At 72.8% G+C, this 24,094-nt stretch carries 28 protein-coding genes; 9 read left to right on the top strand and 19 right to left on the bottom strand.

The window, feature by feature from the left end:
- The 16 genes from RM425_RS07010 to RM425_RS06935 all read right to left on the bottom strand — a co-directional run bounded on the left by RM425_RS07010 (nt 1) and on the right by RM425_RS06935 (nt 14,687).
- Complete coding sequence (locus RM425_RS07010; RefSeq protein WP_311344474.1) at nt 1-1,350, bottom strand: flagellar hook-length control protein FliK; 1,350 nt, start codon at nt 1,348-1,350, stop codon at nt 1-3.
- Nucleotides 1,347-2,312, bottom strand: coding sequence for a transglycosylase SLT domain-containing protein (locus RM425_RS07005; RefSeq protein WP_311344473.1), 966 nt, complete (start codon nt 2,310-2,312; stop codon nt 1,347-1,349). The genes RM425_RS07010 and RM425_RS07005 overlap by 4 nt, the downstream gene beginning before the upstream one ends.
- The gene (locus tag RM425_RS07000) at nt 2,300-2,752 is read right to left on the bottom strand and encodes a flagellar export protein FliJ (RefSeq protein WP_311344472.1); all 453 of its coding nucleotides are present in this window, start codon (nt 2,750-2,752) and stop codon (nt 2,300-2,302) included. Before RM425_RS07000 ends, RM425_RS07005 begins: the two co-directional genes overlap by 13 nt.
- Nucleotides 2,753-2,816: 64 nt before the next feature.
- Complete coding sequence (locus tag RM425_RS06995) at nt 2,817-4,166, bottom strand: FliI/YscN family ATPase (protein WP_311344471.1); 1,350 nt, start codon at nt 4,164-4,166, stop codon at nt 2,817-2,819.
- Complete coding sequence (locus RM425_RS06990; RefSeq protein WP_311344470.1) at nt 4,163-5,026, bottom strand: FliH/SctL family protein; 864 nt, start codon at nt 5,024-5,026, stop codon at nt 4,163-4,165. The genes RM425_RS06995 and RM425_RS06990 overlap by 4 nt, the downstream gene beginning before the upstream one ends.
- Entirely contained in the window at nt 5,010-6,089 is a 1,080-nt protein-coding gene (fliG, locus tag RM425_RS06985; RefSeq protein ID WP_311344469.1) for a flagellar motor switch protein FliG, read from the bottom strand. The genes RM425_RS06990 and fliG overlap by 17 nt, the downstream gene beginning before the upstream one ends.
- Before the next feature lie 61 nt (nt 6,090-6,150).
- The gene (gene fliF, locus RM425_RS06980) at nt 6,151-7,740 is read right to left on the bottom strand and encodes a flagellar basal-body MS-ring/collar protein FliF (RefSeq protein ID WP_311344468.1); all 1,590 of its coding nucleotides are present in this window, start codon (nt 7,738-7,740) and stop codon (nt 6,151-6,153) included.
- Nucleotides 7,740-8,063 carry a flagellar hook-basal body complex protein FliE gene (fliE, locus tag RM425_RS06975; RefSeq protein ID WP_311344467.1) on the bottom strand — a complete coding sequence of 108 codons (324 nt, stop codon included), beginning with the start codon at nt 8,061-8,063 and terminating at the stop codon, nt 7,740-7,742. The genes fliF and fliE overlap by 1 nt, the downstream gene beginning before the upstream one ends.
- 2 nt (nt 8,064-8,065) lie before the next feature.
- Entirely contained in the window at nt 8,066-8,470 is a 405-nt protein-coding gene (gene flgC / locus RM425_RS06970; RefSeq protein ID WP_311344466.1) for a flagellar basal body rod protein FlgC, read from the bottom strand.
- Complete coding sequence (gene flgB / locus RM425_RS06965; RefSeq protein WP_311344465.1) at nt 8,470-8,817, bottom strand: flagellar basal body rod protein FlgB; 348 nt, start codon at nt 8,815-8,817, stop codon at nt 8,470-8,472. The genes flgC and flgB overlap by 1 nt, the downstream gene beginning before the upstream one ends.
- 355 nt (nt 8,818-9,172) lie before the next feature.
- A complete protein-coding gene (locus RM425_RS06960; RefSeq protein WP_311344464.1) occupies nt 9,173-10,264 on the bottom strand; it encodes a glycosyltransferase family protein in 1,092 nt (363 codons plus the stop codon).
- 146 nt (nt 10,265-10,410) lie between these two features.
- Nucleotides 10,411-10,848: a hypothetical protein gene (locus RM425_RS06955; RefSeq protein WP_311344463.1), complete on the bottom strand. Its 438-nt coding sequence runs from the start codon at nt 10,846-10,848 to the stop codon at nt 10,411-10,413.
- On the bottom strand, nt 10,845-11,231 hold the full coding sequence (gene fliS, locus RM425_RS06950) for a flagellar export chaperone FliS (RefSeq protein WP_311344462.1): 387 nt from the start codon (nt 11,229-11,231) through the stop codon (nt 10,845-10,847). Before fliS ends, RM425_RS06955 begins: the two co-directional genes overlap by 4 nt.
- Before the next feature lie 46 nt (nt 11,232-11,277).
- Entirely contained in the window at nt 11,278-12,627 is a 1,350-nt protein-coding gene (gene fliD, locus RM425_RS06945; RefSeq protein WP_311344461.1) for a flagellar filament capping protein FliD, read from the bottom strand.
- A 122-nt stretch (nt 12,628-12,749) separates the two neighbouring features.
- Nucleotides 12,750-13,583, bottom strand: a complete 834-nt coding sequence (locus RM425_RS06940; protein WP_311344460.1) for a flagellin N-terminal helical domain-containing protein — start codon at nt 13,581-13,583, stop codon at nt 12,750-12,752.
- Between the two features lie 144 nt (nt 13,584-13,727).
- Nucleotides 13,728-14,687 (bottom strand): sigma-70 family RNA polymerase sigma factor, encoded by a 960-nt coding sequence (locus tag RM425_RS06935; protein WP_311344459.1) that lies wholly within the window; start codon nt 14,685-14,687, stop codon nt 13,728-13,730.
- 193 nt (nt 14,688-14,880) lie between these two features.
- Between RM425_RS06935 and RM425_RS06930 the strand changes: the two genes are divergently transcribed.
- The 7 genes from RM425_RS06930 to RM425_RS06900 all read left to right on the top strand — a co-directional run bounded on the left by RM425_RS06930 (nt 14,881) and on the right by RM425_RS06900 (nt 20,422).
- The gene (locus tag RM425_RS06930) at nt 14,881-15,366 is read left to right on the top strand and encodes a flagellar protein FlgN (protein ID WP_311344458.1); all 486 of its coding nucleotides are present in this window, start codon (nt 14,881-14,883) and stop codon (nt 15,364-15,366) included.
- A 1-nt stretch (nt 15,367) separates the two neighbouring features.
- On the top strand, nt 15,368-16,780 hold the full coding sequence (gene flgK, locus RM425_RS06925) for a flagellar hook-associated protein FlgK (protein WP_311344457.1): 1,413 nt from the start codon (nt 15,368-15,370) through the stop codon (nt 16,778-16,780).
- A 5-nt stretch (nt 16,781-16,785) separates the two neighbouring features.
- Nucleotides 16,786-17,676 carry a flagellar hook-associated protein FlgL gene (flgL, locus tag RM425_RS06920; protein WP_311344456.1) on the top strand — a complete coding sequence of 297 codons (891 nt, stop codon included), beginning with the start codon at nt 16,786-16,788 and terminating at the stop codon, nt 17,674-17,676.
- Nucleotides 17,677-17,725: 49 nt separating this feature from the next.
- The gene (gene fliW / locus RM425_RS06915; protein WP_311344455.1) at nt 17,726-18,196 is read left to right on the top strand and encodes a flagellar assembly protein FliW; all 471 of its coding nucleotides are present in this window, start codon (nt 17,726-17,728) and stop codon (nt 18,194-18,196) included.
- An 85-nt stretch (nt 18,197-18,281) separates the two neighbouring features.
- Nucleotides 18,282-18,569 (top strand): carbon storage regulator CsrA, encoded by a 288-nt coding sequence (csrA, locus tag RM425_RS21795; RefSeq protein ID WP_311344454.1) that lies wholly within the window; start codon nt 18,282-18,284, stop codon nt 18,567-18,569.
- Nucleotides 18,570-18,763: 194 nt separating this feature from the next.
- Complete coding sequence (locus RM425_RS06905; RefSeq protein ID WP_311344453.1) at nt 18,764-19,252, top strand: hypothetical protein; 489 nt, start codon at nt 18,764-18,766, stop codon at nt 19,250-19,252.
- Nucleotides 19,253-19,336: 84 nt separating this feature from the next.
- Complete coding sequence (locus tag RM425_RS06900) at nt 19,337-20,422, top strand: sigma-70 family RNA polymerase sigma factor (protein ID WP_311344701.1); 1,086 nt, start codon at nt 19,337-19,339, stop codon at nt 20,420-20,422.
- Nucleotides 20,423-20,491: 69 nt separating this feature from the next.
- Here the strand turns inward: RM425_RS06900 and RM425_RS06895 are convergent, their stop codons facing one another.
- Entirely contained in the window at nt 20,492-21,790 is a 1,299-nt protein-coding gene (locus RM425_RS06895; protein ID WP_311344452.1) for a YncE family protein, read from the bottom strand.
- Between the two features lie 251 nt (nt 21,791-22,041).
- On the opposite strand from RM425_RS06895, the gene RM425_RS06890 reads away from it, so the two are divergent.
- The gene (locus tag RM425_RS06890) at nt 22,042-22,377 is read left to right on the top strand and encodes a hypothetical protein (RefSeq protein WP_311344451.1); all 336 of its coding nucleotides are present in this window, start codon (nt 22,042-22,044) and stop codon (nt 22,375-22,377) included.
- Entirely contained in the window at nt 22,374-23,135 is a 762-nt protein-coding gene (locus tag RM425_RS06885; RefSeq protein WP_311344450.1) for a hypothetical protein, read from the top strand. Before RM425_RS06890 ends, RM425_RS06885 begins: the two co-directional genes overlap by 4 nt.
- Before the next feature lie 19 nt (nt 23,136-23,154).
- Here RM425_RS06885 and RM425_RS06880 read toward each other — a convergent pair whose 3' ends face one another.
- Together RM425_RS06880 and RM425_RS06875 are read right to left on the bottom strand one after the other, a co-directional pair.
- Complete coding sequence (locus RM425_RS06880; RefSeq protein WP_311344449.1) at nt 23,155-23,355, bottom strand: hypothetical protein; 201 nt, start codon at nt 23,353-23,355, stop codon at nt 23,155-23,157.
- Between the two features lie 368 nt (nt 23,356-23,723).
- Nucleotides 23,724-24,094 (bottom strand): Ltp family lipoprotein (locus RM425_RS06875; protein WP_311344448.1); only part of this gene is annotated, 371 nt, incomplete at its 5' end.

Below are 24,094 nucleotides of genomic sequence, written 5' to 3'. Positions count from 1 at the left end.
TCAGACGCGGACGTCGACGCCCGAGGACGTGGATCCGGCGCTCGGGACGGTCCTGGTCTCTCCGCTATCGGCAGTGCGGAGCCATGGTCGTGACCGTCCGTCGGACTGGCCGTGCCGGCCGGGCCGCTCACCGGAGCCCTGCTGGGCCTGCTGACCGGCGGCGTGCCGGTCGAGCCAGGCGCCGCCGCTGTCCTTGGAGACCTCGAGCTTGGCGGTCACCAGGCCCGCGGACTCGAGGTCGCGGCGCAGGTCGGGCAGTGCGTCGAGGAGCGCGGCGCGACCGTGCTCGTGTGCCCCGCGCAGGACCAGGTCCACCGTGCCCTTGGTGACGGTGACGGACACCTCCACCGGTCCGAGCGTCTCGGGGGTGAGCACCAGGGTCATCGTGTGCGAGCCGTCGGCCGCACCGCGCAGGACCGCGACCTGGCGGGCGACCTGCCCCGCCACGGGCACGCTCGCCGCGGTGCCGGTCGCGCCGTCGGCATCAGCGGTCGCCGCTCGCGCCGCCGAGGGTGCCGGGCCGGAGATGCCGAAGGCGGTCGGTTCGGCCTCCCCGTCGCCGGGCGCGGAGCCGTCGGCATCCTGGTCGGTCCCTGCGGTGTCGGCGCCGGCGGACGAGGCGTTCCCGACGCCGGGCAGCGCGGTGACGGCGGCTGCCGGGGCGCCTGCGGGGGCGGAGTCGGGAGACGGAGCCGAGGTCACGACGCCGGCAGCCGCGGCGGCCACCTCGGTGACGAGGGGCACCGCGCCGGCGGTCGCGGCGCCGGCCGGTGCGGGCGTCGATCCGGCCGGGCCGGAGCCAGGCGTGCCCACTGCGCTGGTGCCCCGGGCGGATTCGAGAACGACGTCCGGAGCGGGTCCGGCACCCGGCGTCGGCAGCACACCACCGCCCGGGGCGACCGCGCCCGCCGCAGGAACAGCCGGGCCGGCCGGTGTCGCGCCGGGAGCGGACACGACGGACGGGTCGGCGCCGGCCGGGACCGTGCCGGCTCCCGTGCTCCCGGGGACGCCCGGCAGCCCGGTACCGGTGACCGCGGCGTCGGCGCCGGCCGTCGGGACGGTCACCGGCGACGTGCCGAGGGCCAGTGCCCAGAAGGGCGTGACCAGGCCGAGAGGGGGAGCTTCGGTGGCTGCGGTCCCCTCGAGGACGACGGTCCCGGCCGGGAGCTCGGGGTCCTGCTGTTCGCCGTCGCCGGTCGCCCCGTCGTCGACGGCGGCGCGGCCCTCGGACAGGGCGCCGTCCAGGGCGGAGGCGAACGGGGCGGCGCTCCCGGCGCCGCCGGCGTCCGACGTGCCACCGGTCGAGGGAGCGCGCGCGGCGGGAGCCGAGGGCATCACAGGTGCGGTCATCGGTAGCTCTCCGCCTTGTTCATGACGTCGCGGACGTAGTTCTGGGTCTCGGGGTAGGGCGGGATGCCGCCGTGTCGGCTGACCGTGCCCGGTCCGGCGTTGTAGGCGGCCAGGGCCAGCTCCGTGGAGCCGAACTGGCCGGTGAGGTCCTTCAGGTACCGCGCGGCGCCGTCGACGGCGGACGCCGGGTCGAGGGGAGACACCCCGAGGCCGCGCGCGGTGGCCGGCATGAACTGCATGAGCCCCTGGGCGCCGGAGGGGGAGACCGCGCTGGGGTCGAAGTTCGACTCCTTGGACGCGACGGCCGCCAGCAGCGCGGCGTCCACGCCGTGACGGCCGGCCGCACTGGTGAACAGGTTGGCGTAGGGCACGCCACCGATGCCGCCCGAGCCCGACGACGACGCGGCGACCGATGCGGCGAACGGCGGGGCGGTCGGGAGGACGCGGCGGATGGCGGTCGGTGAGCCGACGTCCTGCACCTTCACCACCTCGCCGGCCTGCGGGGCGGCGATCATCTTGCCCGCGCCGATGTAGATGCCGACGTGGTCGATGCCGGCCCGCGACGACGAGTTGTCGAAGAACACGAGGTCGCCGGGGCGGGCCTCGCCGAGCGAGGCCACCGCGGTGCCGCTGGTGGCCTGCTGGGAGGAGGTGCGGGGCAGGTCGATGCCCAGCTTGCCGAAGACGACCTGGACCAGGCCGGAGCAGTCCAGCCCCTTCGACGGGTCGGTGCCGCCCCACAGGTAGGGGGTCCCGAGGTGCTTGGTGGCCTCTGCGACGACCGCGGTCTCCGAGGCCGTCCCTGCCGCGGCCGTGGCCGAGATGCCCGGGGCGGACGTCGTGCGGGTGAGACCGGCGGCGGCGGCGGCCGACGCCCAGCCCTTCGATGCCGACTGGATCTGTGGGGTGAAGCGGGTCTGGATCTCGCTGATCCTCGCCTGCACCGCGGTCAGGCCGTCCACGGGACCTCCTCCTCGGCGGGTCCCCGGCCGGCGCGGCCGGTGACCAGGTCGTCGGCGGCGCGCTCCTCGGCGGCCGCCTCGGCGTGGCGCTGGGCCTCGAGGTGCCGCTCGCGGAGGCGCTCCATGGCCTTGGTGCGCTGCGCCGCCGCGGTCCACTGCGCGCGCACCGCCTCGGCCTGCTCGGCGGAGGCGGTCGCGGCGGCGCGGGCGTCGGAGGCGTCGGTCGCGGCGATCCGCAGCAGGGTCATCGCGGTGAGGAAGTCGCCCGAGGGGAGGGAGCGGGGCAGCTCCGCCGTGGCGAGCGCCGTCTCGTACCCGGTGGCGCGCCGTGCGGCGTCGGCCGCGGCACGGGCCGCGGTGGCCGAGGCCGCGGCGGCGGCGCGCTCCTGGGTGCGGCGCAGCTCGAGGACCGGCTGCAGCCGGAAGCCGGCCCGCTTCACGAGCTGCTCCTCCGCGACTCGGCAGCCTTGGTCCCGATCCACTCGCGACCCCGCGCATGGATGGTCACGAGCGGATGATCCGCTGCAGCCACGCCCAGGCGTCGGCCGTCGGCGTGGACTCGCCCATGGGCTGCTGCAGGAACGCCTCGATCTGCGGTGCGAGGTTCCGGGCCCGGTCGACCAGCGGGTCGCTGCCCGCCTGGTAGGCGCCGATCTCGATGAGCTCCTTGACGTCGCGCAGCGCGCCCATCAGCCGGCGGATCTCGCGTGCGTCGGTCATGAGGGCCGGTGGCACCACGGCGGTCGCGACGCGGGAGATCGACTCCAGCACGTCGATGGCCGGGAAGTGCCCGACGGTGGCGAGCGAGCGGGTGAGCACGATGTGCCCGTCCAGGATGGAGCGCGCGGTGTCGGCGATCGGCTCGTTGTGGTCGTCGCCCTCGACCAGGACCGTGTAGAGGCCGGTGATCGAGCCGACCGCGCCGGTACCGGCCTTCTCCAGCAGCTGAGGCATCATCGCGAAGACGCTCGGCGGGTACCCGCGGGTCGCCGGCGGCTCGCCGGCGGAGAGCCCCACCTCGCGCTGCGCCATGGCGGTGCGGGTGATCGAGTCCATGAGCAGCAGCACGTCGCGGCCCTGGTCGCGGAAGGCCTCGGCGATCCGGGTGGCCACGAATGCGGCCTTCAGGCGGACCAGCGGCGGCTCGTCGGAGGTGGCGACGACGACGACGGTCCGCGCCATGCCCTCCGGGCCGAGGTTCTCCTCGAGGAACTCGCGGACCTCGCGCCCGCGCTCGCCGATCAGGCCGATGACGCGGACGTCGGCGTCGGTTCCGCGGGTGATCTGGGCGAGCAGGCTGGACTTGCCGACCCCGGAGCCCGCGAAGATGCCCAGGCGCTGGCCCTTGCCGCAGGGGACGAGCGTGTCGAGCGCGCGCACCCCGAAGGTGAGCGGCTCCTCGACCCGGGTGCGGGCGAGGGCGTGCGGCGTCTCGCTGGCCAGGTCCACCCAGGAGACGTGCGAGGCCAGCGGCGGCCCCCCGTCGACCGGCCGGCCGAGCCCGTCGAGGACGCGGCCGAGCAGCGCCTCGCCGACGGGCACCTGGAGCGGCCTGCCCGTGGCGCGCACCGGTGCGCCCGAGTGCACCCCGGACAGCGTGCCCAGCGGCATGCAGGTGAGCCGGTCGCGGCCCACGGCCACGACCTCGGCCAGCAGGGGGCGTGCGCCCGGGTTGATCTCGACCAGGTCGCCGACGGCCGCGACGATGCCCTCCACGGTGAGCGTCAGGCCCATCGCCCCGGTGACCACGCCGGTGACCTGGGGCGCGGCGGCGGCGCGGGCGCGGGCGAAGAGGGCGGCGGGGAGGGGCGAAGGGGAGGCGGGGATGGCGGTCGAAGCGGCGGCGGGTGTCATGAGGACAGCACCGCCTGCACCCGCTCGAGCGCGGTCACGAGCTGGGCGTCGATGCGCCGGGAGCCGGTCTCGGCGATCGCACCGGCCCGCTCGACCGTCGTGTCGCCGACCAGGCGCACCGAGTCGGGCAGCCCGGCGAGCGCGTCGGCCGGGATCTCCGCCAGGTCGTCGGGGTGCACCCGGACGAGGGCGGGGGCGTCGGACGGGCACAGGGTCAGCGCGCGGTGCAGCGCATCCAGGACGGGGGACTCGGCCAGGGCCAGCTCCCTGCCCAGCAGGTCCTCCACCAGGGTGAGCACCGACCCCAGGACGGTCTCCCGGATCTCGTCGGCCGTCGGCAGGGCGGCCTCCTCGAGACGGGCAGCCGCGGCACCGAGGGAGGCCGCGGCTGATGCGATCCGGCGCTCCCAGCGCTGCTGCGTCTCGGCCAGGCGCTCGGTCGCGGCGCGCTCGGCCTCGGCCACGACCCCGGCGGCCGCCGTCATGCCCTCGGCGTGCCCGGCGGCGAAGCCCTCGGCGTGCGCCTGGCGGCGCAACCGGTCCAGCTCCTCGGCGTAGACCTCGCCGAGCCGGAACGTCGGCCGCCCTCCGGCCACGGGCTGGTCCTCCGCACGGCGGACCGTCGTGCGCCGCTCGACGGGGGAGGCCTGCGGTGGCACGGCCGGCGGCGCCGAGGCGTCGGCGAGCGGCCGGTACGGGCGGGCGGTGCTCGCCGCGCCACCGCGCAGCACGGCGCCCTCGCGCGGTGCCCGCGGGGCCGGCGGCCCGCCGGCATCCGCGCCGCGCAGCACGACGGCCATCGCGGCCGGCGGGGCCGTCGGCGTCGCGTTGCTCCTGCGGATGTCAGGCAACGAACTCATCGTCCCCGCCGCGCGAGATCGTCAGCACGCCCTGCTCCTCGAGCGTGCGGATGACACCGACCACCTTGGCCTGGGCCTCCTCGACGGTGCGGGTGCGCACCGGGCCGAGCATCTCGATCTCCTCGGTGAGGTTCTCGGCCGCGCGCTCGGAGAGGTTGCGCTTGATCTTGTCCTGGACGTCGGGACGCACGCCCTTGAGCGCGGTGGCTAGGTCGTTTGCCTCCACCTCGCGCAGCACGAGCTGCAGGGACCGGTCGTCGATCGTGACGATGTCCTCGAAGACGAACATCTGCGAGCGGACCTGGTCGGCCAGCTCGGGGTCGGTGTTGTCCAGCCACTCGAGGATGGAGCGCTCGGTGGGCCGCGGCGAGCGGTTGATGATCTCGACGAGGGCCTCCACACCACCGGCGGTCGTCATGTCCTGGTGGGCGAGGATCGAGCCCATCCGGCGGCCCAGCTCCTCCTCGACCAGGCGCACCATCTCCGGGGAGGTGCGGTCCATCGTGGCGATGCGGTGGGCGACCTCGGCCTGCTGTTCGGGAGCGAAGCCGGACAGCACCTCGGCGGACTGCCCCGCCGGGAGGTGGGCCAGCACCAGCGCGATGATCTGCGCGTGCTCGTCCTTGAGGAACGTGACGAGCTGCCGCACGTCGGCGTTCCGCAGGGAGGCGAACGGCACCTCGGTGTAGACGACGTTGAGCCGGGAGAGGATGCCCTCCGCCTTGTCCTCGCCCAGACCGGCGGCGAGGATCTCGCGGGCGAAGTCGACACCACCGCGGCCGATGAACTGCTGGGCGCTCATCAAGGTGTGGAACTCGCTCAGGACGCCGTCGACGTCCTCGACCTCGACCGAGCCCAGGCGCATGAGCTCCCGGGTCAGCGACTCGACCTCGCGCGGCCGCATCTGGGCCAGCAGGAGACCGGCCTCCTCCTTGCTCATCTGGGCCAGGAAGACCGCGGCCTTGCGCAGGCCTGGGAGCTCGGGGCGCGGCGGTGCGGGCGGGACGGCGGGCAGGTTCGCCCCGCCGTTGCCCAGGAGCTGGTCCATCCCTGCGAGCGTCATGACTTCTCCTCGCTGGCGCTCGTCGCAGTCATGACGGGCCGTGCTGGGCTCGCAAGCTCGCTCACGACTTGTTCTCCGTCAGCCAGCCGCGCAGCATGGCTGCGACCTCGTCGGGGCGTTCGCTGATCATGGTGGAGATGTCGGTCCGCACCTTCATCCGTTCGGCGGCCTCGAGCTCGGCTGCGCGGTTGTCGATGGTCGGTTCCTCGCGGGTGCTCGCGATCCGGATGCGGTCGAGTTCGGCGAGCATGTCGTCGGTGAGCTCGAGGGGCTCGTAGTCCTCCTGGACGTCCCCGCGCTTGCGGGAGCGCAGCCAGACGATCAGCACGACCAGCGCGATGCCGGCGGCGATGCCGCCGGTGCGGATCATCGACCACATCTGCTCGGCCGCCTCGGCCTCTCGAGCGGCCTCCATGTCGGCGGCGGCGGCGTCGGCGGCCGCGTTGTCGAACGGCATGGCCGCCACGGTGATCGCGTCCCCGCGCGCCTGGTCCAGCCCGACGGCGTTGCCGACCAGTGCCTGGATCTGGGCCTGGGGGAGGTTGCCGGCGACCTCGGCGTCCATGACCACGGAGACGGTTAGCCGGTTCAGGCCACCGGGCGCGGCCTGGACGACCTCGGTGGTCTCGCCGACGGCGTTGTTCGCCGTGGTCGACTCCTTGGTGTAGTTCGCGTCGCCACCGTTCGCCCCGGCGTCGGGCATGTTCTCCGGCCCCAGGACGCCGCCGACGATGGCGCCGCCACCGCCTTCGTACTCCTCGACGTCCCGCTTCTCCGAGATCGGCGGGATGCCCTCCTCGTAGGTGTAGGTCTTCGAGGTGGTGTCGCGCTGGTCGAGGTCGACGTCGGCGCGGACGGAGACGACGGCCCTGTTGGGGCCGAGGACCCGGTCGAGGATCTGCTGGGCGTTGGCCGCCAGCCGGTTCTGGTATTCCATCTCGACCTGCGAGCGCGCGTCACCAGCGGCTGCCGTGATCCCGCTGCCCGGGCTGGACAGCACCTGGCCCGCCGTGTTCGTGACGGTCACCTGCTCGGGCGAGAGGTTCACCACGCTCGAGGAGACGAGGTTCGTCACCGCCTGGATCTGCTGACCCGAGAGCTGGGTCCCCGCGGCCAGGTCGAGCAGCACCGAAGCGGTGGGCTCGGCCCGCTCGCTCACGAAGACCTCTTCCTCGGGCAGCGCGACGCTCACGATCGCCTGGTTGACGCCGTCCAGGGACTCCAGGGTCTTGGACAGCTCGCCCTCGAGCGCCCGCTTGTAGGTGATCTGCTGCTGGAACTCGCTGGTGGTGATGCCCTGCTCGTCGAGCAGTGAGTAGCCGGTGTCCGCGCCGGCCGGCAGGCCCTGGCCGCTCATCTGCAGGCGCAGGTCGTAGACGGAGTCCTTGGCGACCATGATCGTGCCGCTACCGTCGGCGAGGTCGTAGTCGATGCCGGCGGCCTGGAGCTCCTCGACGATGGCCGAGGCGTCACTGGCCGCCAGGTTGGTGAACAGCGGTGCCTGGGTGGGCGTCGTGATCCACCGCGAGAAGAAGAAGCCGCCGAGGAGCAGCCCGGCGAGCAGAAGGCCGATGACGACCTTCTGCGCCATGCTGACCGTGGCGAACGTGGAGCGGACGCGCTCCAGCGTCCCGGCGAGTGCCGACTGCATCAGACCGGCATCCTCATGATCTCGTTGAAGGCCTCAACGGCCTTGTTCTTGATGCCCACGACCATCTCGACCGCCAGGGAGGACTCGTTCCTGGCGATCATGTAGTCGTGCACGTCCTTGAGCTCGCCGGTGGCGGCCTTGGCGGCCAGCCCGTCGGTCTTGGCCTGGGTCGCCTGCAGCTGGTCGAAGCTCGAGGCCAGGACCGAGGAGAAGGCGTCTCCGTTGACCGCGTCCGCGACCGCGGGCGTGGGCGCGATGCCGGCCATGCCGCCGATCCCGGAGGAGGCGCCGATGCCGGGGATGCCGCTGATGGGGAACGTCATGATCAGCCCTTCCCGAGCTGCAGGGCGGCCTGGTAGGCCGCGGTCGCGCGTTCCACCACGGAGAGGTTCGCCTGGTAGCCGCGCTGCGCCATGATCATCTGCGTCATCTGGTCGCCGAGATCGATGTCCGGGTACTTCACGTAGCCCTCGTCGTCGGCCAGCGCGTGGTCGGGCTGGTAGACGAGGCGGCCCTCGGGGTCGCCGAACTCCGCGCGGGCGACGCGGACGCCGCCCTGCCCCGTGCCGTACTCGACCGCCTCCGCGATGACCATCCGCTGCTGGAACGCGTCCTCGTCGGTGCGACGCACGGTGTTGACGTTGGCGATGTTGTCCGAGACGGCATCCAGCCACTTGCGGTGGGTCATCAGGCCGGAGCCGGAGATGCCGAAGGTGTCGAAGATGGCCATCACTGGGTCCTGAGTGCCGTGCGGATGGAGTTGTACTTGCCGTCCAGGGCGTTGAGGGCCAGCTGGTACCGCAGGCCGGTCTCGGTGGCGATGAGGGTCTCCGCATCCAGGTTCACGTTGTTGCCGTTCGTGTTGGTCGGCTCCAGGGACCGCGCGACGGTGCCGCCGTTGATGCTCGGCGTCTCCCCGTTGCGCAGGGCCCCGCGGAGCGAGCCCTCGAAGTCCACGCGCCCGGCGAGGAAGCCGGGGGTGTTGATGTTGGCGATGTTGTCGGCGGTGACCCGCTGACGCTGGGCCAGCCCGGACAGGCTGGCGTGCAGGGCGGCGGGAGTGATCTCGCCGATCATCGGTCGGGCTGAGAGGGAGAACGGGACACGATCGACCTCCGGGGTAGGCGGAAGAAGCACTCGTGGTGAGTGCGTGGTCCGCCGATCCGTGGCGAAAGGGCTTGCTCTCCGTGCCCCTGCCTCATCGGCAGCGCCGGTCCGCCGGCTGACCGTCGGCCCGGTCCGGGAGGGATGCCTGAGTCCGGGAGTGGGAGCGGTGACGGATGGGGCCTGCGGTGATCTCGCCGTGTCCTGGGCCGACGGGGACGCGGGAGTTGGCACATTCCGTGCCCCTTCGCGGGTATCAGGGCCGGGGCACCCCGGAAATGCACGAACGCCCCGTCGGTCGACGGGGCGTTCGTGGGGAGTCGCGGAGTCAGCTCGTGGCTGCGGCCAGCCGGCCGGCGCCGAGGGCGCGCGAGCGGGTCTCACGAGCGGTGCGCCAGGCCGCGGCCCATCGCTCGGCGGTGTGCTCGGTGAGGTGCTGTGCCAGCACGCGATCCCGGGCCGCGGCGGCGATCTCGCGGCGCCGGTCGGCATCCGTGATGCCGAGGGTGATCCACTTCGCCCAGTCCTTGGGTGCCCGCGCGGGCATCCCGAGGCCCAGCCGCTCGTACTCGTCGGTCCGGGCGCGCACGCAGTACACGCCCCGCGCCGAGTACTCGAGCGGCTTGAGCCAGCTCTTGCTCGTGTTGAAGCGGTCCACCCGCAGCGGGGCGATCCCGACGTCGAAAAGCTCGCCCATCCGCGCCGCGTACCCGTCCACGTCCATCACCCAGGGCACCTCGTCCGGCTCGTCCGGCAACCCCAGGCGCTTCTTGATGTCCCACTTCTGGCCGAGGATCACCAGCCGGCTCTGCCCGCGGGTCCGGTCCAGCGCCTGCTGCAGCCCGGACCCCATCTCCTGCAGGTCGTACGGATGGCTCGGCACGCTGCCGGCCCAGCCGATGGTCACGGTGCCGGGGGTGCGCTCGTAGGCCGGCGGTAGCTCGGCGGTGCGGCGGGGAACGGCGTTCTCGATGACGGCGCCGCGGCCGTGCCGGGCGTACTCCTTCAGCAGCGCGGGCGTGGACGTGGTCACCAGGTCCGCCTCGCGGGCGGCCTGGGCCGCGAATTCGCTGCTGCCGGCCCGGACCAGGGCGTCGTGCCCCATGTGGCCGTACGGGACCCCGGACAGCAGGTCGTCCATCTCCACGACGACCGCGATCCCCTGCGCCTGCAGGAGCCGCTGGACCTGCAGCATCTCGGCGGTCTTCGGCAGCTGGAGGACGACGACGTCGGCTCCCTGGGCGTCGACGTCGACGACCTCCATCGGCGCGCCGTCGGTGACCGAGCGCATGGTGGTGCCGATCCCGCGGGAGACGGCGACCTCGACGCCGAGATCGGCGGCCTGGACGGCGCGCGCCGGCTCCTCGATCCGGTAGTACGTGGAGCCCGTGGCGATGGCGTGGGTGAGGAGGACGCGCATGGTGGGGACCTTTCGGTGGATGCCCGCCGAGGACCGGCTGGGTGGGGACGCCGCCCCGTCGTCCGGGCCGGTGCTCGTCCCTCTGTCATCGGCAGCGCAGTGAGGCGACGGGTTGCGTCAGCGCCGATTTCTCCCCGGCGGTCGACTCAGAGACCGCGGTCGATGAACGAGGCCGCGGGGCGCTGGTCGCCGTAGGACATGCGGGCGGCGACGTCGCGCTGCTTCTGGGACTGGGTGATGCGCTCGACCAGGGCCTCGGCCACGGCGAGCTGGCGCTGGAGCAGCAGGGCCGCGCGCTCGCGCAGGTCCGCGGGAACGGGGCCGAGGCCGGTGGGGGGGATCCAGTCCGTGCTCCGCCGGCCCCAGGCGGCGATCTCGTCTGCCCGCCCGCGGGCGAGGCTCTCCTGCGCGTCGAGGACGTCGCCCTCCAGCTCGGTGAGGGCCTCGTGCCAGTCCGCGGGGGCGCGACGACGACCGCGCCCTCCGGTCGCCGCGTCGCCGGGGTGGCCGGTCTGCCCCGGGGGCGTGTACGGGCTCTGACCGAACCCGGCCAGGGCCGAGCCGCCGACCGGGCTGACGGTCACGACGCCACGCCGGCCAAGGAGGCTGCGGCCTGGCGCCACGCGTCGCGCAGCGGCTCGACCACCTGGCGGCAGGAGGCGATGCGGTTGCCGTCCATCTTCATGTTCGCCTGGACGAGCTCGCTCAGCAGCCAGTGGTAGAGAGCGGCCAGCCGGGGGCCGCCCTCCCACACGTCCACCTGGAGGCTGGAGAGCAGTTCGAGCACGATCGCCTGCGCATGCTGGAGTTCGTCGTTGGCGCGGGCCCGGTCACCGTCGGCGGCCGCGACCTGAGCGCGTTCGAGGTCGAGGGTCAGCCGGTCGTACAGCATGACCAGCACCTGCTGCGGCGAGGCGGTGGCGACGGAGTCGCCCAGGTAGCGGGCGCGAAGCGAAGCGGCACTCATCGGTTGGGGCTCCTGGGGCGAAGGGTCGAGAGGGTGCGGCAGGTGATCAGGACGACAGCGAGCCGAGCTGGCCGGCCAGCCAGTTCGACTGATTGTTCAGCGAGCTCAGGGCGGTCTCCATGGCGGTGAACTGGCGGGTGAGTGCCGCCTTGCGCGCGGTGAGCCGGATGTCCCACGCGGCGATCCGGTCCTTGATGTCGCGTGCGACGGAATCCTGGCCCTGGGCCATGGAGGTCAGGCTGCCGGTGGTGGCGTCGGAGGCGGCCTTGGCGACGTCGCGGACCCGCGCGGCCAGGCCTTCCACGGCGTCGGGCTCGCCGGCTACGCCGCTGCCCGCCACGATCCGTTGTGCCAGGTCGGGCGTGGCCTGGAGGGCGGCGGTGAACTTCTCCTTGTCGAAGGTGATCAGGCCCTCCCGGGTGGTCTGGAAGCCGATCTGGGCCGGCGAGCCGTCGGTGCCGACCGCCTCGGAGACCGCTTGTCCCAACTGCGCGGAGATGGAGGTCACCGCGTACTCGCCGCGCAGCCCCGCCTTGCTGCCCGGCGTGTTGTCCGTGTAGGTCTTGATCGTCGAGATCGCCTTGTTGATCGCGTCGACCAGGCCAGAGACCTTGGTGGCGACGGCGGCCGGGTCCGCGGCCACGGTCACGGTCACGGGGGTGGTCTCCTCCTTGCTGACCGTGAACGTGGTGCCGGAGAGCACGCCCTCGAACGTGTTGCTGGCCGAGGTGACCGTGTAGGCGCTCGTGGTCGCAGTGTCCGAGCCGACCTTCAGCTCGGCGTTCTGGCCGACGGTGGTGGCCGTGAACGCCGTTCCGCCGATGGTGAAGCCGGCGGCTGCCCCCGACGTGCCCGCGCTGATCTGGAGGGCGAACTCTCCGGGAGCGACCTGCACCGCCGACGCCTTGAGGCCCAGCGCCGTGTCGGCGTTGATCTTGGCCGCGGCCTGCTCGAGGGTCTCGGTGCCGTCGAGGGCGATCGTGCCCTTGCTGACGGTGCCGTCGGCGGAGCGGATGTCGAGGCTGGTCAGCCCTGCGGCGGTGGTGGTGCTCGACCAGCGGCCGGTGCTGACGCTGGAGGCGGTCGTCGCGACCTTGCTGACGGTGAAGGTGAGGGAGCCCGGCTGCGCGTACGAGGCGGCGGTGACGGCGACCGACGCGGCGGAGCTGCTGGCGGTGGTGCTGGTCCAGGTCTCGGGCTTGAGGAGCGAGTCGGCGGCGGTGGTCAGGGCCGCGAGCGAGCTGTTGACGGTGCGGTACGCGCTGGCGGTGATCTCGGTGGTCGACAACCGGATCTTGAGTGCGGTCTGCTGCCGCGCCTCGAGCTGCATGAGCTGGTTGATCATCGTGCCCGTGTCGATCCCGGACGCAAGGCCGGTGTTGATGCTCATCGTCATGTCACTGGCTCCTGGTCGACGGGGCGCGGGCGTAAGCGAATGAGGGGGGAGGCACGGAGGCCTCCCCCCTCACCCGGGGTGGTGCTGAGGGTCTGCTGCCTCAGCTACTCAGCTGATCGGGATCAGCGGAGCAGCGACAGGACGCCCTGCGAGGCCTGGTTGGCCTGCGCGAGCATCGCGGTGCCGGCCTGGGTCAGGATCTGGGCGCGGGTGAACCCGACCATCTCCTGCGCCATGTCGGCATCGCGGACCCGGCTCTCCGACGCGCTCAGGTTCTCGATCGAGACGTTGAGCGAGTTGATGGTGCTCTCGAAGCGGTTCTGCTTCGCACCGAGGCTTGCGCGGGACTCCGACACGTTCTTGATCTGCGTGTCGAGCGTCGCCAGGTCGGCCGTGGCGCTGTAGGTGCCCGAGGCCGACATGTTGGTGGCCACGCCGGTGACCGCCGTGGCGACCGTGGTGACGTTGCTGAGCTCCACGGTCATGGTCTCGCCACCGTTGGCACCCGTCTGGAACGACAGGCTGGAGGCGCTGCCGTTCAGCAGCTTGGTGCCGTTGAAGTCGGTCCGGGCGGCGATGTCGGTCAGCGCGCCGGCGAGCTCGGTGACCTCCTTGGCGATGTAGCCCCGGGCCTTGTCGTCGACGACGCCGCTGTTGCCCGCCTGGACGGTCAGGTCACGGACGCGCTGCAGGATCGAGTGCACCTCGGTGAGGGCACCTTCCGCCGTCTGCACGACGGAGACGCCGTCCTGCGAGTTGCGGACGGCGACCTTGAGGCCACCGACCTGCGAACGCAGGCCCTCGGAGATCGCCAGGCCGGCCGCGTCGTCGGCGGCGCGGTTGATCCGGAAGCCGGAGGACAGCTTCTCCAGCGACTTGTTCATCTGGTTGTCCGTGATGGACAGGTTGCGGTGAGCGTTGAGCGCCGCGATGTTCTGGTTGATGCGCAGACCCATGATGATCCTCCTTGGATGGGGTCGTACTTTGTGTTCCCGCTGCATCCGTGCTGCGGGGCCGTGCAGAGAGGGTTTCGGCGCCGGGGTGGGGGTGCTTGAGCCGAGCGGCCGATTTTTTTCCGTTCGGGTGGATCAGGGGCTGGATCAGGCGGTCCGGGCCGTGCGGCCGCGGCTGGCCGGCCAGGCCGACCGCTGGCGGGGGAGCGGCTTGACGCTGCGGCCGGTCACCCGCTCGACGTAGGCCGTCTGCTGGTTACGGGCACGCACGCCGCCGTCGGCGGGCACCTGGCGGCCCTCCCATACCTCGCTCATCGCGGCGTGCAGGAGGGTGAGTGCACGGGCGCGCATCTGCGAGACCCGCGACAAGGTCACACCGAGGTCCTCGGCGATGTCCGTGAGCGATTCGTCACCGAAGAAATTGCGCTCCACGACCTCGTCGAGGCGGTCGGGGAGGGCTCGGATCGCCTCGTGCAGGTAGCGGGCCCGCTCGCCGCGCAACAGAGCGCGCTCCGGTGACTCACCGGTGTCCGGCAGGTCCAGCGATCCGCCGTCGGAGCTCGTCTCGGCGTCGATGCTGACCATGACCGCACGGTGCACGTCCACCTGCAGGCTCTCCAGCTCGCTGCGCGGCACGCCGAGGGCGGCGGCGAGCTCCTCGCGCGTGGGGGGTCGGCCGAGCGAGACGGCGAGCGCGTCGGCGGCGGCATCCGTGCGCCGCGCCGCGGCGCGGACCGACCGGCTGGCCCAGTCACCGGAGCGCAGCTCGTCCAGGACGGCGCCCTGCAGGCGGGCCAGGGCATAGGTGGCGAAGGAGGCCCCCGCCGTCGGGTCGAACCGCTTCGCGACCTCGACCAGGGCGACGTGCGCGCAGGACACGAGGTCGTCCCGGCTGACGTGGGCGGGCAGCGAGATGCGCGCGGCGACGGCGTTGACGGCGAAGGCCGCGAGCGGCAGGTGCTCGGTCACCAGGGCGTCGACCTCGGCCGGCGAGCGACCGGGGGCGGCGGCGCGGGACGGGTGAGCGACCCGTCCGGACGCGCTCCGCTCTCGGGCGGTCCGCTCGTGGACGGGGCGCTCGGTCATGACGGCGCGGGCTGGGCTCACGCCCTCCTTCTCGGCTGACCCGGTCGTCGGTGGCACCACCCATCGGCAACTTTCCTGCCGACCTTGAGCCCGGACCGGCCGCTCGGCTTGAGGTGCGGTCAGCCGGTGCCGAAGCCACTTGCAACGAGGGCAGCGCACGGCGGTCGAACCGTCGAGGCGCTCGAGTGCGAGACGACGGAGAGGCGGTGGGCACGTGGAGTACCAGCACCTGTCGACGTTGCTGTGGCGGGAGCAGGAGCTCCTGGACCTCCTGCTGTTCAAGGCCGAGGAGAAGCAGTACCTGATCCTCACCGGGAAGACCCGGTGGCTGGCGCGCATCGCGCACGAGCTCGAGGTCGTGCTCGACCAGTTGCGCACCCTGGAGGTGGAGCGCTCGGCGGCCACCGAGGTCATCGCCGCGGCGCTCGGCCTGGAGACCAACCCCTCGCTCCGCCAGGTGGCCGACGCGGCGCCCGCGCCGTGGGGCGACCTGCTGGGCAAGCACCACGAGGCGTTGCTCGTGCTGATCACCGACCTGCGCAGCCTGTCCGACGCGAACAAGGAACTCATCGAGGGCGGCCTGGCCGCGATCGGGGACGCCCTGGCGCAGACCCGGGCGCCCTCGGCCGGCACCTACGGCTCCACCGGCCGGCACTCCGACGGGACGCACCGCGCGGTCACCCTGGACGGAGCACTCTGACATGAGCAGCTTCGGTTCCCTGAACACCGCGACCACGTCCCTGTGGGCGCAGCGCCGCGCCCTCGACGTCACCGGGCAGAACATCGCCAACGTCAACACCGACGGTTACTCGCGTCAACGGGCCGACCTGCGTGCCATCGGCGGCAGCGCGGTGCCGGCCTTCTACTCGACGAGCTCGGGCATCGGCGCCGGCGTCAGCGTGGACGACGTCATCCGGATCCGGGACTCCTTCCTCGAGGGTCGAGGGCACACCGAGCACGGCAACAGCGCGCGGCTCACCGCGGAGAGCGCGGCGTACTCGCTGGTCGAGCAGGCCTTCCGCGAGCCGGGCACCACCGGGCTGCAGAACCTCATGTCCGACATGTGGCGCGGGTTCCAGGACGTCGCGAACAAGCCCGAGGACCCGGCGGCGCGGGGTCAGGTGCTCAAGCGCCTCGAGACGCTGGTGGGCGGCCTGCACTTCAGCAGCGGCCAGCTCGACGGGCAGTGGAACCAGACGCGGGAGAGCCTCGACGTCCTGGTGAAGGACGTCAACGCGGCCGCCGACACGATCGCGCAGCTCAACACCGCCATCCTGCGCGCCAGCCAGAGCGGGCTGCCGTCCAACGACCTGATGGACCAGCGCGACGTGCTGGTCATGAAGCTCGCCGACCAGGTCGGCGCCACGGTCCGTCCCCGGGACGGCGGCGTCGTCGACGTCGTGCTCGGGAGCGTCACCCTGGTGGCCGGCGGGTCGTCTTCGAAACTCGCCGTCGAGGGCTCCATCGATCCCACGGACTCGGCCGGCGACCCTCCCCGGGTCGTGACGGCGACCGGCTCGCTGACGGTGTCCGTCGGCGGGACCGCCGGTGGGCAGCTGCATGCGCTCAACTCGATCATCCCCACTTCCCGTGCCGCGCTGGACGGCATCGCCACCCAGCTGGCCACCGCGCTCAACGACGCACACAACGACGGCTTCGACCTCGACGGAGTCCGGGGCGGTCCGCTGATCGGCTCCACGACAGGCACCGTGACGGCGTCCTCCATCACCGTCGCGATCACCGACCCGCGCAAGATCGCGGCCTCGGCCATCGGCGCGGACGACGGCTCCGTCCCGGCGAACCTCGACCGCGGTAACGCCGACAAGCTCGCCCAGCTCGGCACGGGCGTCGGCTCGCCCGACACCGCCTACCGCCGGATGATCGTGGAACTCGGCGTCCAGTCGGCGGTCTCGCAGCGCAACCTCGGGATCCAGTCCGTGATCACCGGCCAGGTCGACGCCGCCCGGGAGTCCGTGGCCGGCGTCAACCTCGACGAGGAGATGACCAACATGCTGTCCTTCCAGCACGCCTACTCGGCCGCTAGCCGGCTGGTCAGCACGATCGACGAGATGCTCGACGTCCTGATCAACCGCACCGGCCGCGTGGGGCTGTGATCTGAGTGCGCATCACGCAGAAGGCCGTCGCGCTCACCAGCCTGCAGGGCCTCAACCGCAATCTCGACACGTTCGGCAAGCTGCAGCAGCAGCTCACGTCGGGGCGGGTCATCAACGCGCCGTCGGACTCGCCGACCGGCACCAACAGGGCGATGCAGATCCGGTCGGACCAGGCCGCCGTCGAGCAGTTCGCGCGCAACATCTCCGACGCCGACAGCTGGCTGTCGATCACCGACTCGACCTTGCAGAACATGCTCGACGTCACCCGCCGGGTCCGCGATCTCACCGTCCAGGGCGCCAGCACCGGTAACTCGTCCGAGGCCAGCCGCCGGGCGCTGGCCACCGAGGTCGAGTCGTTGCGCAGCAGCCTCCTCGGTCTGGCGAACACCACGATCCAGGGCCGCCCCATCTTCGGCGGGGTGACGACGGGTGCCAGGGCCTACGACGGGGACACCGGGAACTTCCTCGGCATGGCCGTGCCGGGTGGCGACGTCCTGCGGCGGGTGTCCTTCACCGAGGAGGTCCGCGTCGACCTGACCGGCCGCGAGGCGTTCGGCCCCGCCGGTGACGACCTCTTCGCCGTGGTCGGCCGGATCGCCGACGACCTGGTCAACGACCCCGCGGCGCTCGGTCAGGGCCTCGAGGACATCGACGCGGCGATGCGGCGGATGCTCGGCAGCGTCGCCGACGTGGGCGCGCGGGCGGCGCGGGTGGACCGCGAGCAGCAGATCAACACCGACCTCGCGCTCACCCTGGAGATCCAGCTCGGCGACGTCGAGAACGTCGACCTGCCGGGCACGATGATGCGGCTGCAGATGCAGCAGGTCGGCTACCAGGCGGCGCTGCAGGCGACGGCGAAGGCCATCTCCCCGACGCTGATGGACTACCTGCGCTGATGTCCGGCTGCCTCGTCCCCGCAGCCGGCCCCTCGAGGAGGTGCCCCGCATGACCCCGTCCCCGGCTGCCCTGGCCGCGCGTCCGCACGCCCCCGCGTCCGCGCCGGTCCGGTCCCGTGCCGGCGCCGTGATCCCCGCGATGCAGGTCCTCACCCTGACCGAGGCGTTGCCGGGCTTCCCGGCGCACCGGGACTACGCGCTCGTCCCGGCCGACGGCGCCGGTGTGCTCTCGTGGCTCCAGTCGGTCGCCCCCGACGGCCCGCGCTTCCTCGTCGCTCGCGCGACTGCGTACTTCCCGGAGTACGCGCCCGAGCTGCCGTGGGCGGCCTGCGCCGAGCTCGGCCTCGGGGAGTCCGCGGACGCGCAGGTGCACTGCCTGGTGACGGTTCCCGACGGGGACGTCGCCGCGGCCACGGTGAATCTCCGGGCCCCGCTGGTGGTGAGCCCCCTCACCGCCCGGGCGCGGCAGGTGGTCCTGGCCGATCCGTCCCATCCGGTGCGGTGCCCATTGCGCCGATAACACCTGCAGCGGCGTCCAGCGCCGCTCGCCCGGTGCCGCCGGGCACGCCACGGACGGCCACATACACACCCATGGAGGGGTACACGTGCTCACACTCACCCGCAGCGTCGGCGAGACCATCCGCATCGGCGACGACATCGAGATCCACGTCGTCGAGGTGCGCGGAGGGACGGTCCGGCTCGGCTTCAAGGCCCCGCGCGAGATCGCCATCCACCGCGAGGAGGTCTACCGGCAGATCGCGGAGGCCAACCTGCTCGCCGCTCAGGTGACCGCCGACACCCTCGGTGCCCTGGCTGCCTTCGCCCCCCCGGCGGTCGGTGCGGACACGGCGGCCGGCACCGCGGAGCTGGCGAGCGAGGACGCGCAGGGCTGATCGCTCAGCGTCGGGCGGCGGCTTGGGCAGAGACTGCCAAAGCCGCCGCCCGTGCCGCGACCGCACCAGCGACACGGGCAACTTCTGCCGAAGTATTTGCTCACAGGTGCGTATGACACGGCGAGTGTTGTGCCCTCGGTTGCCGAGGGGATGCGGCAGATTTCTCCCCAAGCAAGTGACAGGGGGCGATCAACATGCAACACACTGCATCCAACGCGCAGACCGACGGCGACCACGGCGGTGAGCAGGAGTCCGTGGTGGTCCACGTGCAGCTGCGGCCGCGGCGGGGCGCCACGCGTAAGTGCCTGGCCGCACTCGCGTCGCTCGCCGCCGAGCACGACGAGGTCGCCTTCGCCGTCTCGGGTCTGAGCAAGGACGACCGCGTCGTCCGGGTGACCGTCGGCGTGGACCTCGGTCCGCGGACCGGTGTCGCCAAGTTCTCCCCGCAGGCGCAGGCCGCCTACGCGTTCGTCAGCGCCGTCTTCACGTCGCTCTACGACCACATGCCGGTGTACGTCGCCGAGCCCAGCGGCGCCGAGCGCGCCGCCGCGGCCGTGCTCCTCGAGCGGGCCGGCGGCGGGGTCACCGCCGCGGACGTGGTCGAGGCCCTGCCTGCGTCGCCCGCCGCGGCGCCGATCCCGAGTCCGCGCACCGCGGGCCCGGGGGAGCGCATCCCGGCCTGAGGTTCTACCTCCCGAGCGTTGTCGCAGGCCTCCTTCCCCGAGGTCTGTCCTTCCCCGTAGTGCCCAGGAGTTCCGGTGTCCGAAATGCTCGTGTCCGCCCCGCCCGCCCTCGACCCCCGCGCCCGTCAGCCGCTCGTCTTCGGCGGCCTCCCCGAGGCGGAGGGCTGGGCTCTCGCCCCGATCACCCCGCGCGACCGGGTGCACTTCCGCCTCGACCGCGAGCTCCCGCTGGACGAGTTCCGGGCGGAGCTTCCCGACGGCGTCACCGTCAGCTACGACCAGGGCGACGGGCTCTACCGCGTCGACGGCGCCCGCGGCTCGGCGTCGGTGCTCGCCGACTGGGTGCGCGCCTGGTGCGCCCGGCACGGCTGCACCACCGTCGGGCTCCGCGCCGAGACCGACGTCCGTCGCCGCGCACCCCGTGACCTCCCCCCGGAGTTCCTGGCCGACCTGTGCCGGCACTACGGCCCGGTGAGCCTCAAGCGCCTGCAGCGCAACATGAGCACGATCCGGCTGCACCTGCCCGACCCCGACGACCTCGGCCAGCAGGTGTACGAGTGGGTGCTCAAGGCCGTCGGGCAGTTCGACGAGACCAAGTCCGTCCCCTTCGGCGCCTTCCTGGCCACGCAGCTGTCCAAGTGGGTGCACGACCTGGGCCGCAACGCCCACGGGCGCACCGCGGCCGACACCGAGCACAAGCAGCAGAAGGCGATCGCCACCTTCATCGCCGAGCACCAGCGCCGGCCCAGCGAGAAGGAGCTCGCCGCCTACATGGGGCAGAGCGTGGCCACCCTGCGGCGCAACTCGCAGACCGTGGCGACGCTGAACGGGCTGCGCAACCTGCAGTCCCTGGACGGCGGCCCCGACGGCACCGAGATCCTGCTGCCCGACTCCGGCGAGGCGCCCGACGAGATCATGGGCGAGGCCGAGCAGACGCTGCTCTCCCACGCCCTCACGGCGGCCTGCGCTCCGGACCCGAACGCGCGTCGCGACCAGCGTGCCGGCCAGCCCAACGTGCTGGGGTGGGCCACCTGGTACCTGACCACGTGGGGCGGGCAGACCAAGACGCAGCTGTCGTCGGATCTCAACACCTCGGTGCGCAACATGAACGTCTACGCCGACCGCGTGGAGAAGGCCCTCAAGGACCGGCTGGCCGAGCTCGCCGACTGAGGAACGGCCCCGTCCTCCCCACCCTTCGCGCGCTCAGGGTGGGACCCGGGACGGGGCCGTTCCGGTCCGTCACCGCCAGGCGGTGAGGACGTCGTCGGCGACGACGCCCTCGCGGACGCGCTGGGGGTGGTCGCCGACGACGATCGTGGCGATCCGCTCGGCGGTGTCGTAGTCGATGACGACGACCTGGTCGGTGCCGCTGACCGAGACCCAGCACTCGTCGTCGTCCACGCCGGTGGTGGACCAGTAGGGCTTCTCGCCCACCTCGACCAGGCGGTGCTCCCCGGTCTCGCGGTCGATGATCGCCGCGTAGCCGTCCATGGTCCCGGCGGCGCACAGCGTCGTCCCCGCCGGGTCGATGGCCAGGCCGTGGTGGGCGGAGTCGAGCACGTACCGCTCGCGGGGTTCGGTGGTCCGCTTCGGCAGGTCGACCACCCGGGTGACAGCCCCGACCGCGGGCTCGCCGTCGTAGGTGCGGCTGGTGTCGGCGTCGGGCGCCTGGGTGTCGAACTCGATCCAGCCGTGGAAGAACGAGACCTGCAGGTAGACGTACCGCTCGTCCGGCGCCAGCGCCATCGGGCGGACGGCGGAGGCCATGCCCGGGTAGCCGGCCTCCTCGAGCTCGCGGCCCATGTCCCACCGCTGCTCCACGGCCAGTCCGTCGGTCCGGACGATCTGGAAGTACTGCTCGCCCTTGAGGGTGTCGAACGGCTGCCGCAGGACCGGCCGGTCGACCGGCGTGTAGACACGGCCGATGCTGGCGTGGAACACCCGCGACCCGTCGGCGGTGTAGTTGTTCTCGTGCGGACTGTCCCCGCTGGGGAACTCGCCGGTCTTCGCGCCGGTGCGGATGTTCAGTTCGTGCACCTTGTTCGCGGTGGAGTCGCTGACCAGCAGCCGCTCGCCGTCGGGCGAGACGCCCATGTGGTCGGAGCGGTAGCCCTCCATCGGGAAGCGCCACACGATGTCGCCGCTGGCGAGGTCGATGCCCACCACGTCGGCGAAGCTGGGCCGGCTCACGGCCAGCAGCCTGCCGTCGTGCGTCGTGTACATGTCGTCGGCGTACTGCGCGTGGCCCTCGCCGATGGCCGCCGTGATCGCGAGGTGGAACGCGAGGGCGTCCGGCCGGGTGAGGATCTCGACCATCCGCCGGTGCCGGTCGGGGATGGTGTCGACCGTCGCGATCGGTTCGTGGGTGGCCGCGTCGACGACGGTCGCGGTCCCGTCCCAGTTGTTGCCCACGAACATCACCGGTCGGGGGTCGTCCGCCGGCGCGCCGGTCGCGGCGGCGGGCACGGTCGATCCCGCGGCGGCCAGGACGACGGCGAGCGTGGCGGCGGTCAGAGCGGGAGCGGTGGCACGGCGCATGAGGGGCCCTCGGCAGTCGGCGACACCTGGGAAACGGCCCGCGGACGTCCCGGTTACGCCCGGCGGACGAGCGGTGCGAGTCCGACGGGACGGTACGAGGCCAATTCGTCGCCGTGGACGGGTCGATCGGGCCTCTGTCCTGCCGATATCCACCTCGTGACGCTTCGCCCGGGTACCCGCCGCACCACAGGCGGGGACGGCGCGGGGACGGATGCCGGGCGACCCGGTCCGGGCGGCGTTCGATGAGCGCGATGCCCACCGGCGAGGCCGGGGTGCAGGTCCTGGTGCCGCACTGGCTCGCCTCTCCCGAGCGTGTCCAGCTCGCCACCGCCGTCCGAGCCGCCCTGGGCAACCCGGCGGTCCACCCGGTCGCCGCGCTCCACCTGGAGGACGTGCTCACCGAACTGCACGTGGCGGCCGCCCGCGACGCCGTCTGGCCTGCCTCCGCCGCCCGGGTGCGACTGGCGACGGGCTGGGATGCCGACGTGCTGCCCGTGCGCCTCAGCGTCGCCGAGCTGACCGCCGTCCTGGCGCTCTGCGCCCTGCCCCACGGGCTGCGCGACCGCCTCTGCGTGGCCGGGGCGTGAGCGCCTTCGGACCCGGGAGCTCCGCCGGGCTGCTGCAGCGCCTGCGCCCGAGCCGCATCGACCTCGCCGACCTGCTGGACGTGGTCTCCGCGGTGCTGCCAGGGCTGGCCGGTCCGCAGGTGCGCGTGGAACTGGTCCGCCGGCCGTCCGCGGGATCGGCGCTCCTCGTGGAGGAGGACGAGCGCACGCTGCGCGTGGACCTCGCCGACCTCGCCGACGACATGACCCGGGCCGGCGTGGCCCCCACCCCGGACGGGATGACCGCTGCCCTGCACTCCTGGGTCGCGCACCGCCCGGTGGCCGATGCGTCCGCGGCCGCTGCCGGGATCGCCGTGCTCGACTGGGCCGACGCGGCCCGTGCGGCGGTCGGGTGGCGGGTCGTCGTCCGCCGCGGCGACCTGACGCTGCCGTGGGTCCCGGTGCCGGGCACCGCTCCCGGGCAGCTGGCCCCCACCCGGTCGGCGGCCATGGGCCGGTCCGGCGAGGTGGAGCTGGCCTTCCACGTCGAGGGGCCGGTCGCGCTGTGGTCGCACCCGTCGATGCCGGTGCTCGCGACCACCGTGCTGGTGGCACCCGAGCGCCTGCTCGGCCGGGTCACCGACGCCGGACTGCCGGTGGACGACGTGCACGTGGTCGTCACACCGCACCGGCCGGTCGCCTGTGCCGGTCGGAGCGTGGCGGCGCGGCTGGCGGGGGAGTCCTCCGAGGCCAGCGTGACCCTCCCGTGGGAGCGAGTGGCCGACCTGCCCTGGCTCTGACCCGGCGGCCCGCTCTGCCTCAGGCCACGCTGCTCCCGGTGTCGTCGTTCTCCGGGTACTGGGGCCAGCTGCTCCGCCAGCCCATGGTCCAGTTGTTCCCGCCGACGGCGATGGTCAGGACCGGCCTGGTCCGGAGAATGCCGCTCGTGTGCTCGACCGAGCCTCCGCCGCGCAGATAAGCCTCGCCGACCAGCGCCAGCAGGCGGAGGAGCGCGTCCATGTGGTCCTCGTCGTCGTACTCGACGAACCCCGTGCGGACGTCGAGGTCGACGACGAGTAGTTCAAAGACCCCCGTGGTCGTCGCACGGAGACGGACGGTGCGGCGGTCGGCCCCTCGGTCCGCGGGAGCGTGACCCGATGCATGTGAGGGACACCGGACTGTGTGTCCCACGCTGCGTCTACGTCCTGGCCGAACACGTCGTGCACGACTCGGCGCAGCTTGCGCTCGACGTCCACGGGCACCGGGGCAGTCGTGCACCGCGCCTCGACCCGCACGCGAACGACGAGCCTCCGGGAGACGCCATTGAGCCCCGCCGACCACGGGCCGGCGGGGCTCAGTGCGAAGACCTGGGGAAGCAGGGCCTTAGGTCAGAGCCCGGTCTGATTCACGCCGTACTCTGCCTGCCCGGGCGTGAACCCTTCAAAGATCAGCTGGTCGATTAGGCCCTGGCGGGAGAAGTTCGAGAAGCTCAGGTACTCCTCGGCGGACTTCGCGGCCTGCTGGTTCCAGTCCGGGTCAACTCGATCGACCGCGAACGTAGCGTCGGCATTGGAGTAGCCCTCGAACTCCAGCTGCTCAATGAGCCCGCTCCGCGAGAATGACGCGAAGCTCAGATAGTCCCGCGCCGACCCCACTGCATTCTCCTGTGCGCGGGACATTCCCGGCACCCCCTCCGGCGCCGGAGGCGGCGGCGGAGGCGGCGGCGGCGGCGGGGGAGGCGGCGGGGGAGGCGGCGGCG

The organism is Blastococcus goldschmidtiae (assembly GCF_031845325.1).
Classification (GTDB): domain Bacteria; phylum Actinomycetota; class Actinomycetes; order Mycobacteriales; family Geodermatophilaceae; genus Blastococcus; species Blastococcus goldschmidtiae.
The sequence above is the reverse complement of the archived record's forward strand: the minus strand, read 5'-3'. Positions and strand labels throughout refer to the sequence as shown.

Coding starts and splice junctions, on each gene's coding strand:
- fliD (WP_311344461.1), bottom strand. CDS start 12,627: ATGACGATGAGCATCAACACCGGCCTTGCGTCCGGGATCGACACGGGC.
- flgK (WP_311344457.1), top strand. CDS start 15,368: ATGAGCAGCTTCGGTTCCCTGAACACCGCGACCACGTCCCTGTGGGCG.
- RM425_RS06900 (WP_311344701.1), top strand. CDS start 19,337: ATGCTCGTGTCCGCCCCGCCCGCCCTCGACCCCCGCGCCCGTCAGCCG.
- fliW (WP_311344455.1), top strand. CDS start 17,726: ATGACCCCGTCCCCGGCTGCCCTGGCCGCGCGTCCGCACGCCCCCGCG.
- RM425_RS06905 (WP_311344453.1), top strand. CDS start 18,764: ATGCAACACACTGCATCCAACGCGCAGACCGACGGCGACCACGGCGGT.
- fliG (WP_311344469.1), bottom strand. CDS start 6,089: ATGACGCTCGCAGGGATGGACCAGCTCCTGGGCAACGGCGGGGCGAAC.
- RM425_RS06995 (WP_311344471.1), bottom strand. CDS start 4,166: ATGACACCCGCCGCCGCTTCGACCGCCATCCCCGCCTCCCCTTCGCCC.
- RM425_RS06895 (WP_311344452.1), bottom strand. CDS start 21,790: ATGCGCCGTGCCACCGCTCCCGCTCTGACCGCCGCCACGCTCGCCGTC.
- fliF (WP_311344468.1), bottom strand. CDS start 7,740: ATGCAGTCGGCACTCGCCGGGACGCTGGAGCGCGTCCGCTCCACGTTC.
- RM425_RS07010 (WP_311344474.1), bottom strand. CDS start 1,350: ATGACCGCACCTGTGATGCCCTCGGCTCCCGCCGCGCGCGCTCCCTCG.
- fliS (WP_311344462.1), bottom strand. CDS start 11,231: ATGAGTGCCGCTTCGCTTCGCGCCCGCTACCTGGGCGACTCCGTCGCC.
- RM425_RS06880 (WP_311344449.1), bottom strand. CDS start 23,355: ATGGACGCGCTCCTCCGCCTGCTGGCGCTGGTCGGCGAGGCTTATCTG.
- flgB (WP_311344465.1), bottom strand. CDS start 8,817: ATGATCGGCGAGATCACTCCCGCCGCCCTGCACGCCAGCCTGTCCGGG.
- fliE (WP_311344467.1), bottom strand. CDS start 8,063: ATGACGTTCCCCATCAGCGGCATCCCCGGCATCGGCGCCTCCTCCGGG.
- flgC (WP_311344466.1), bottom strand. CDS start 8,470: ATGGCCATCTTCGACACCTTCGGCATCTCCGGCTCCGGCCTGATGACC.
- RM425_RS06890 (WP_311344451.1), top strand. CDS start 22,042: ATGCCCACCGGCGAGGCCGGGGTGCAGGTCCTGGTGCCGCACTGGCTC.
- RM425_RS06940 (WP_311344460.1), bottom strand. CDS start 13,583: ATGGGTCTGCGCATCAACCAGAACATCGCGGCGCTCAACGCTCACCGC.
- RM425_RS06990 (WP_311344470.1), bottom strand. CDS start 5,026: ATGAGTTCGTTGCCTGACATCCGCAGGAGCAACGCGACGCCGACGGCC.
- RM425_RS06960 (WP_311344464.1), bottom strand. CDS start 10,264: ATGCGCGTCCTCCTCACCCACGCCATCGCCACGGGCTCCACGTACTAC.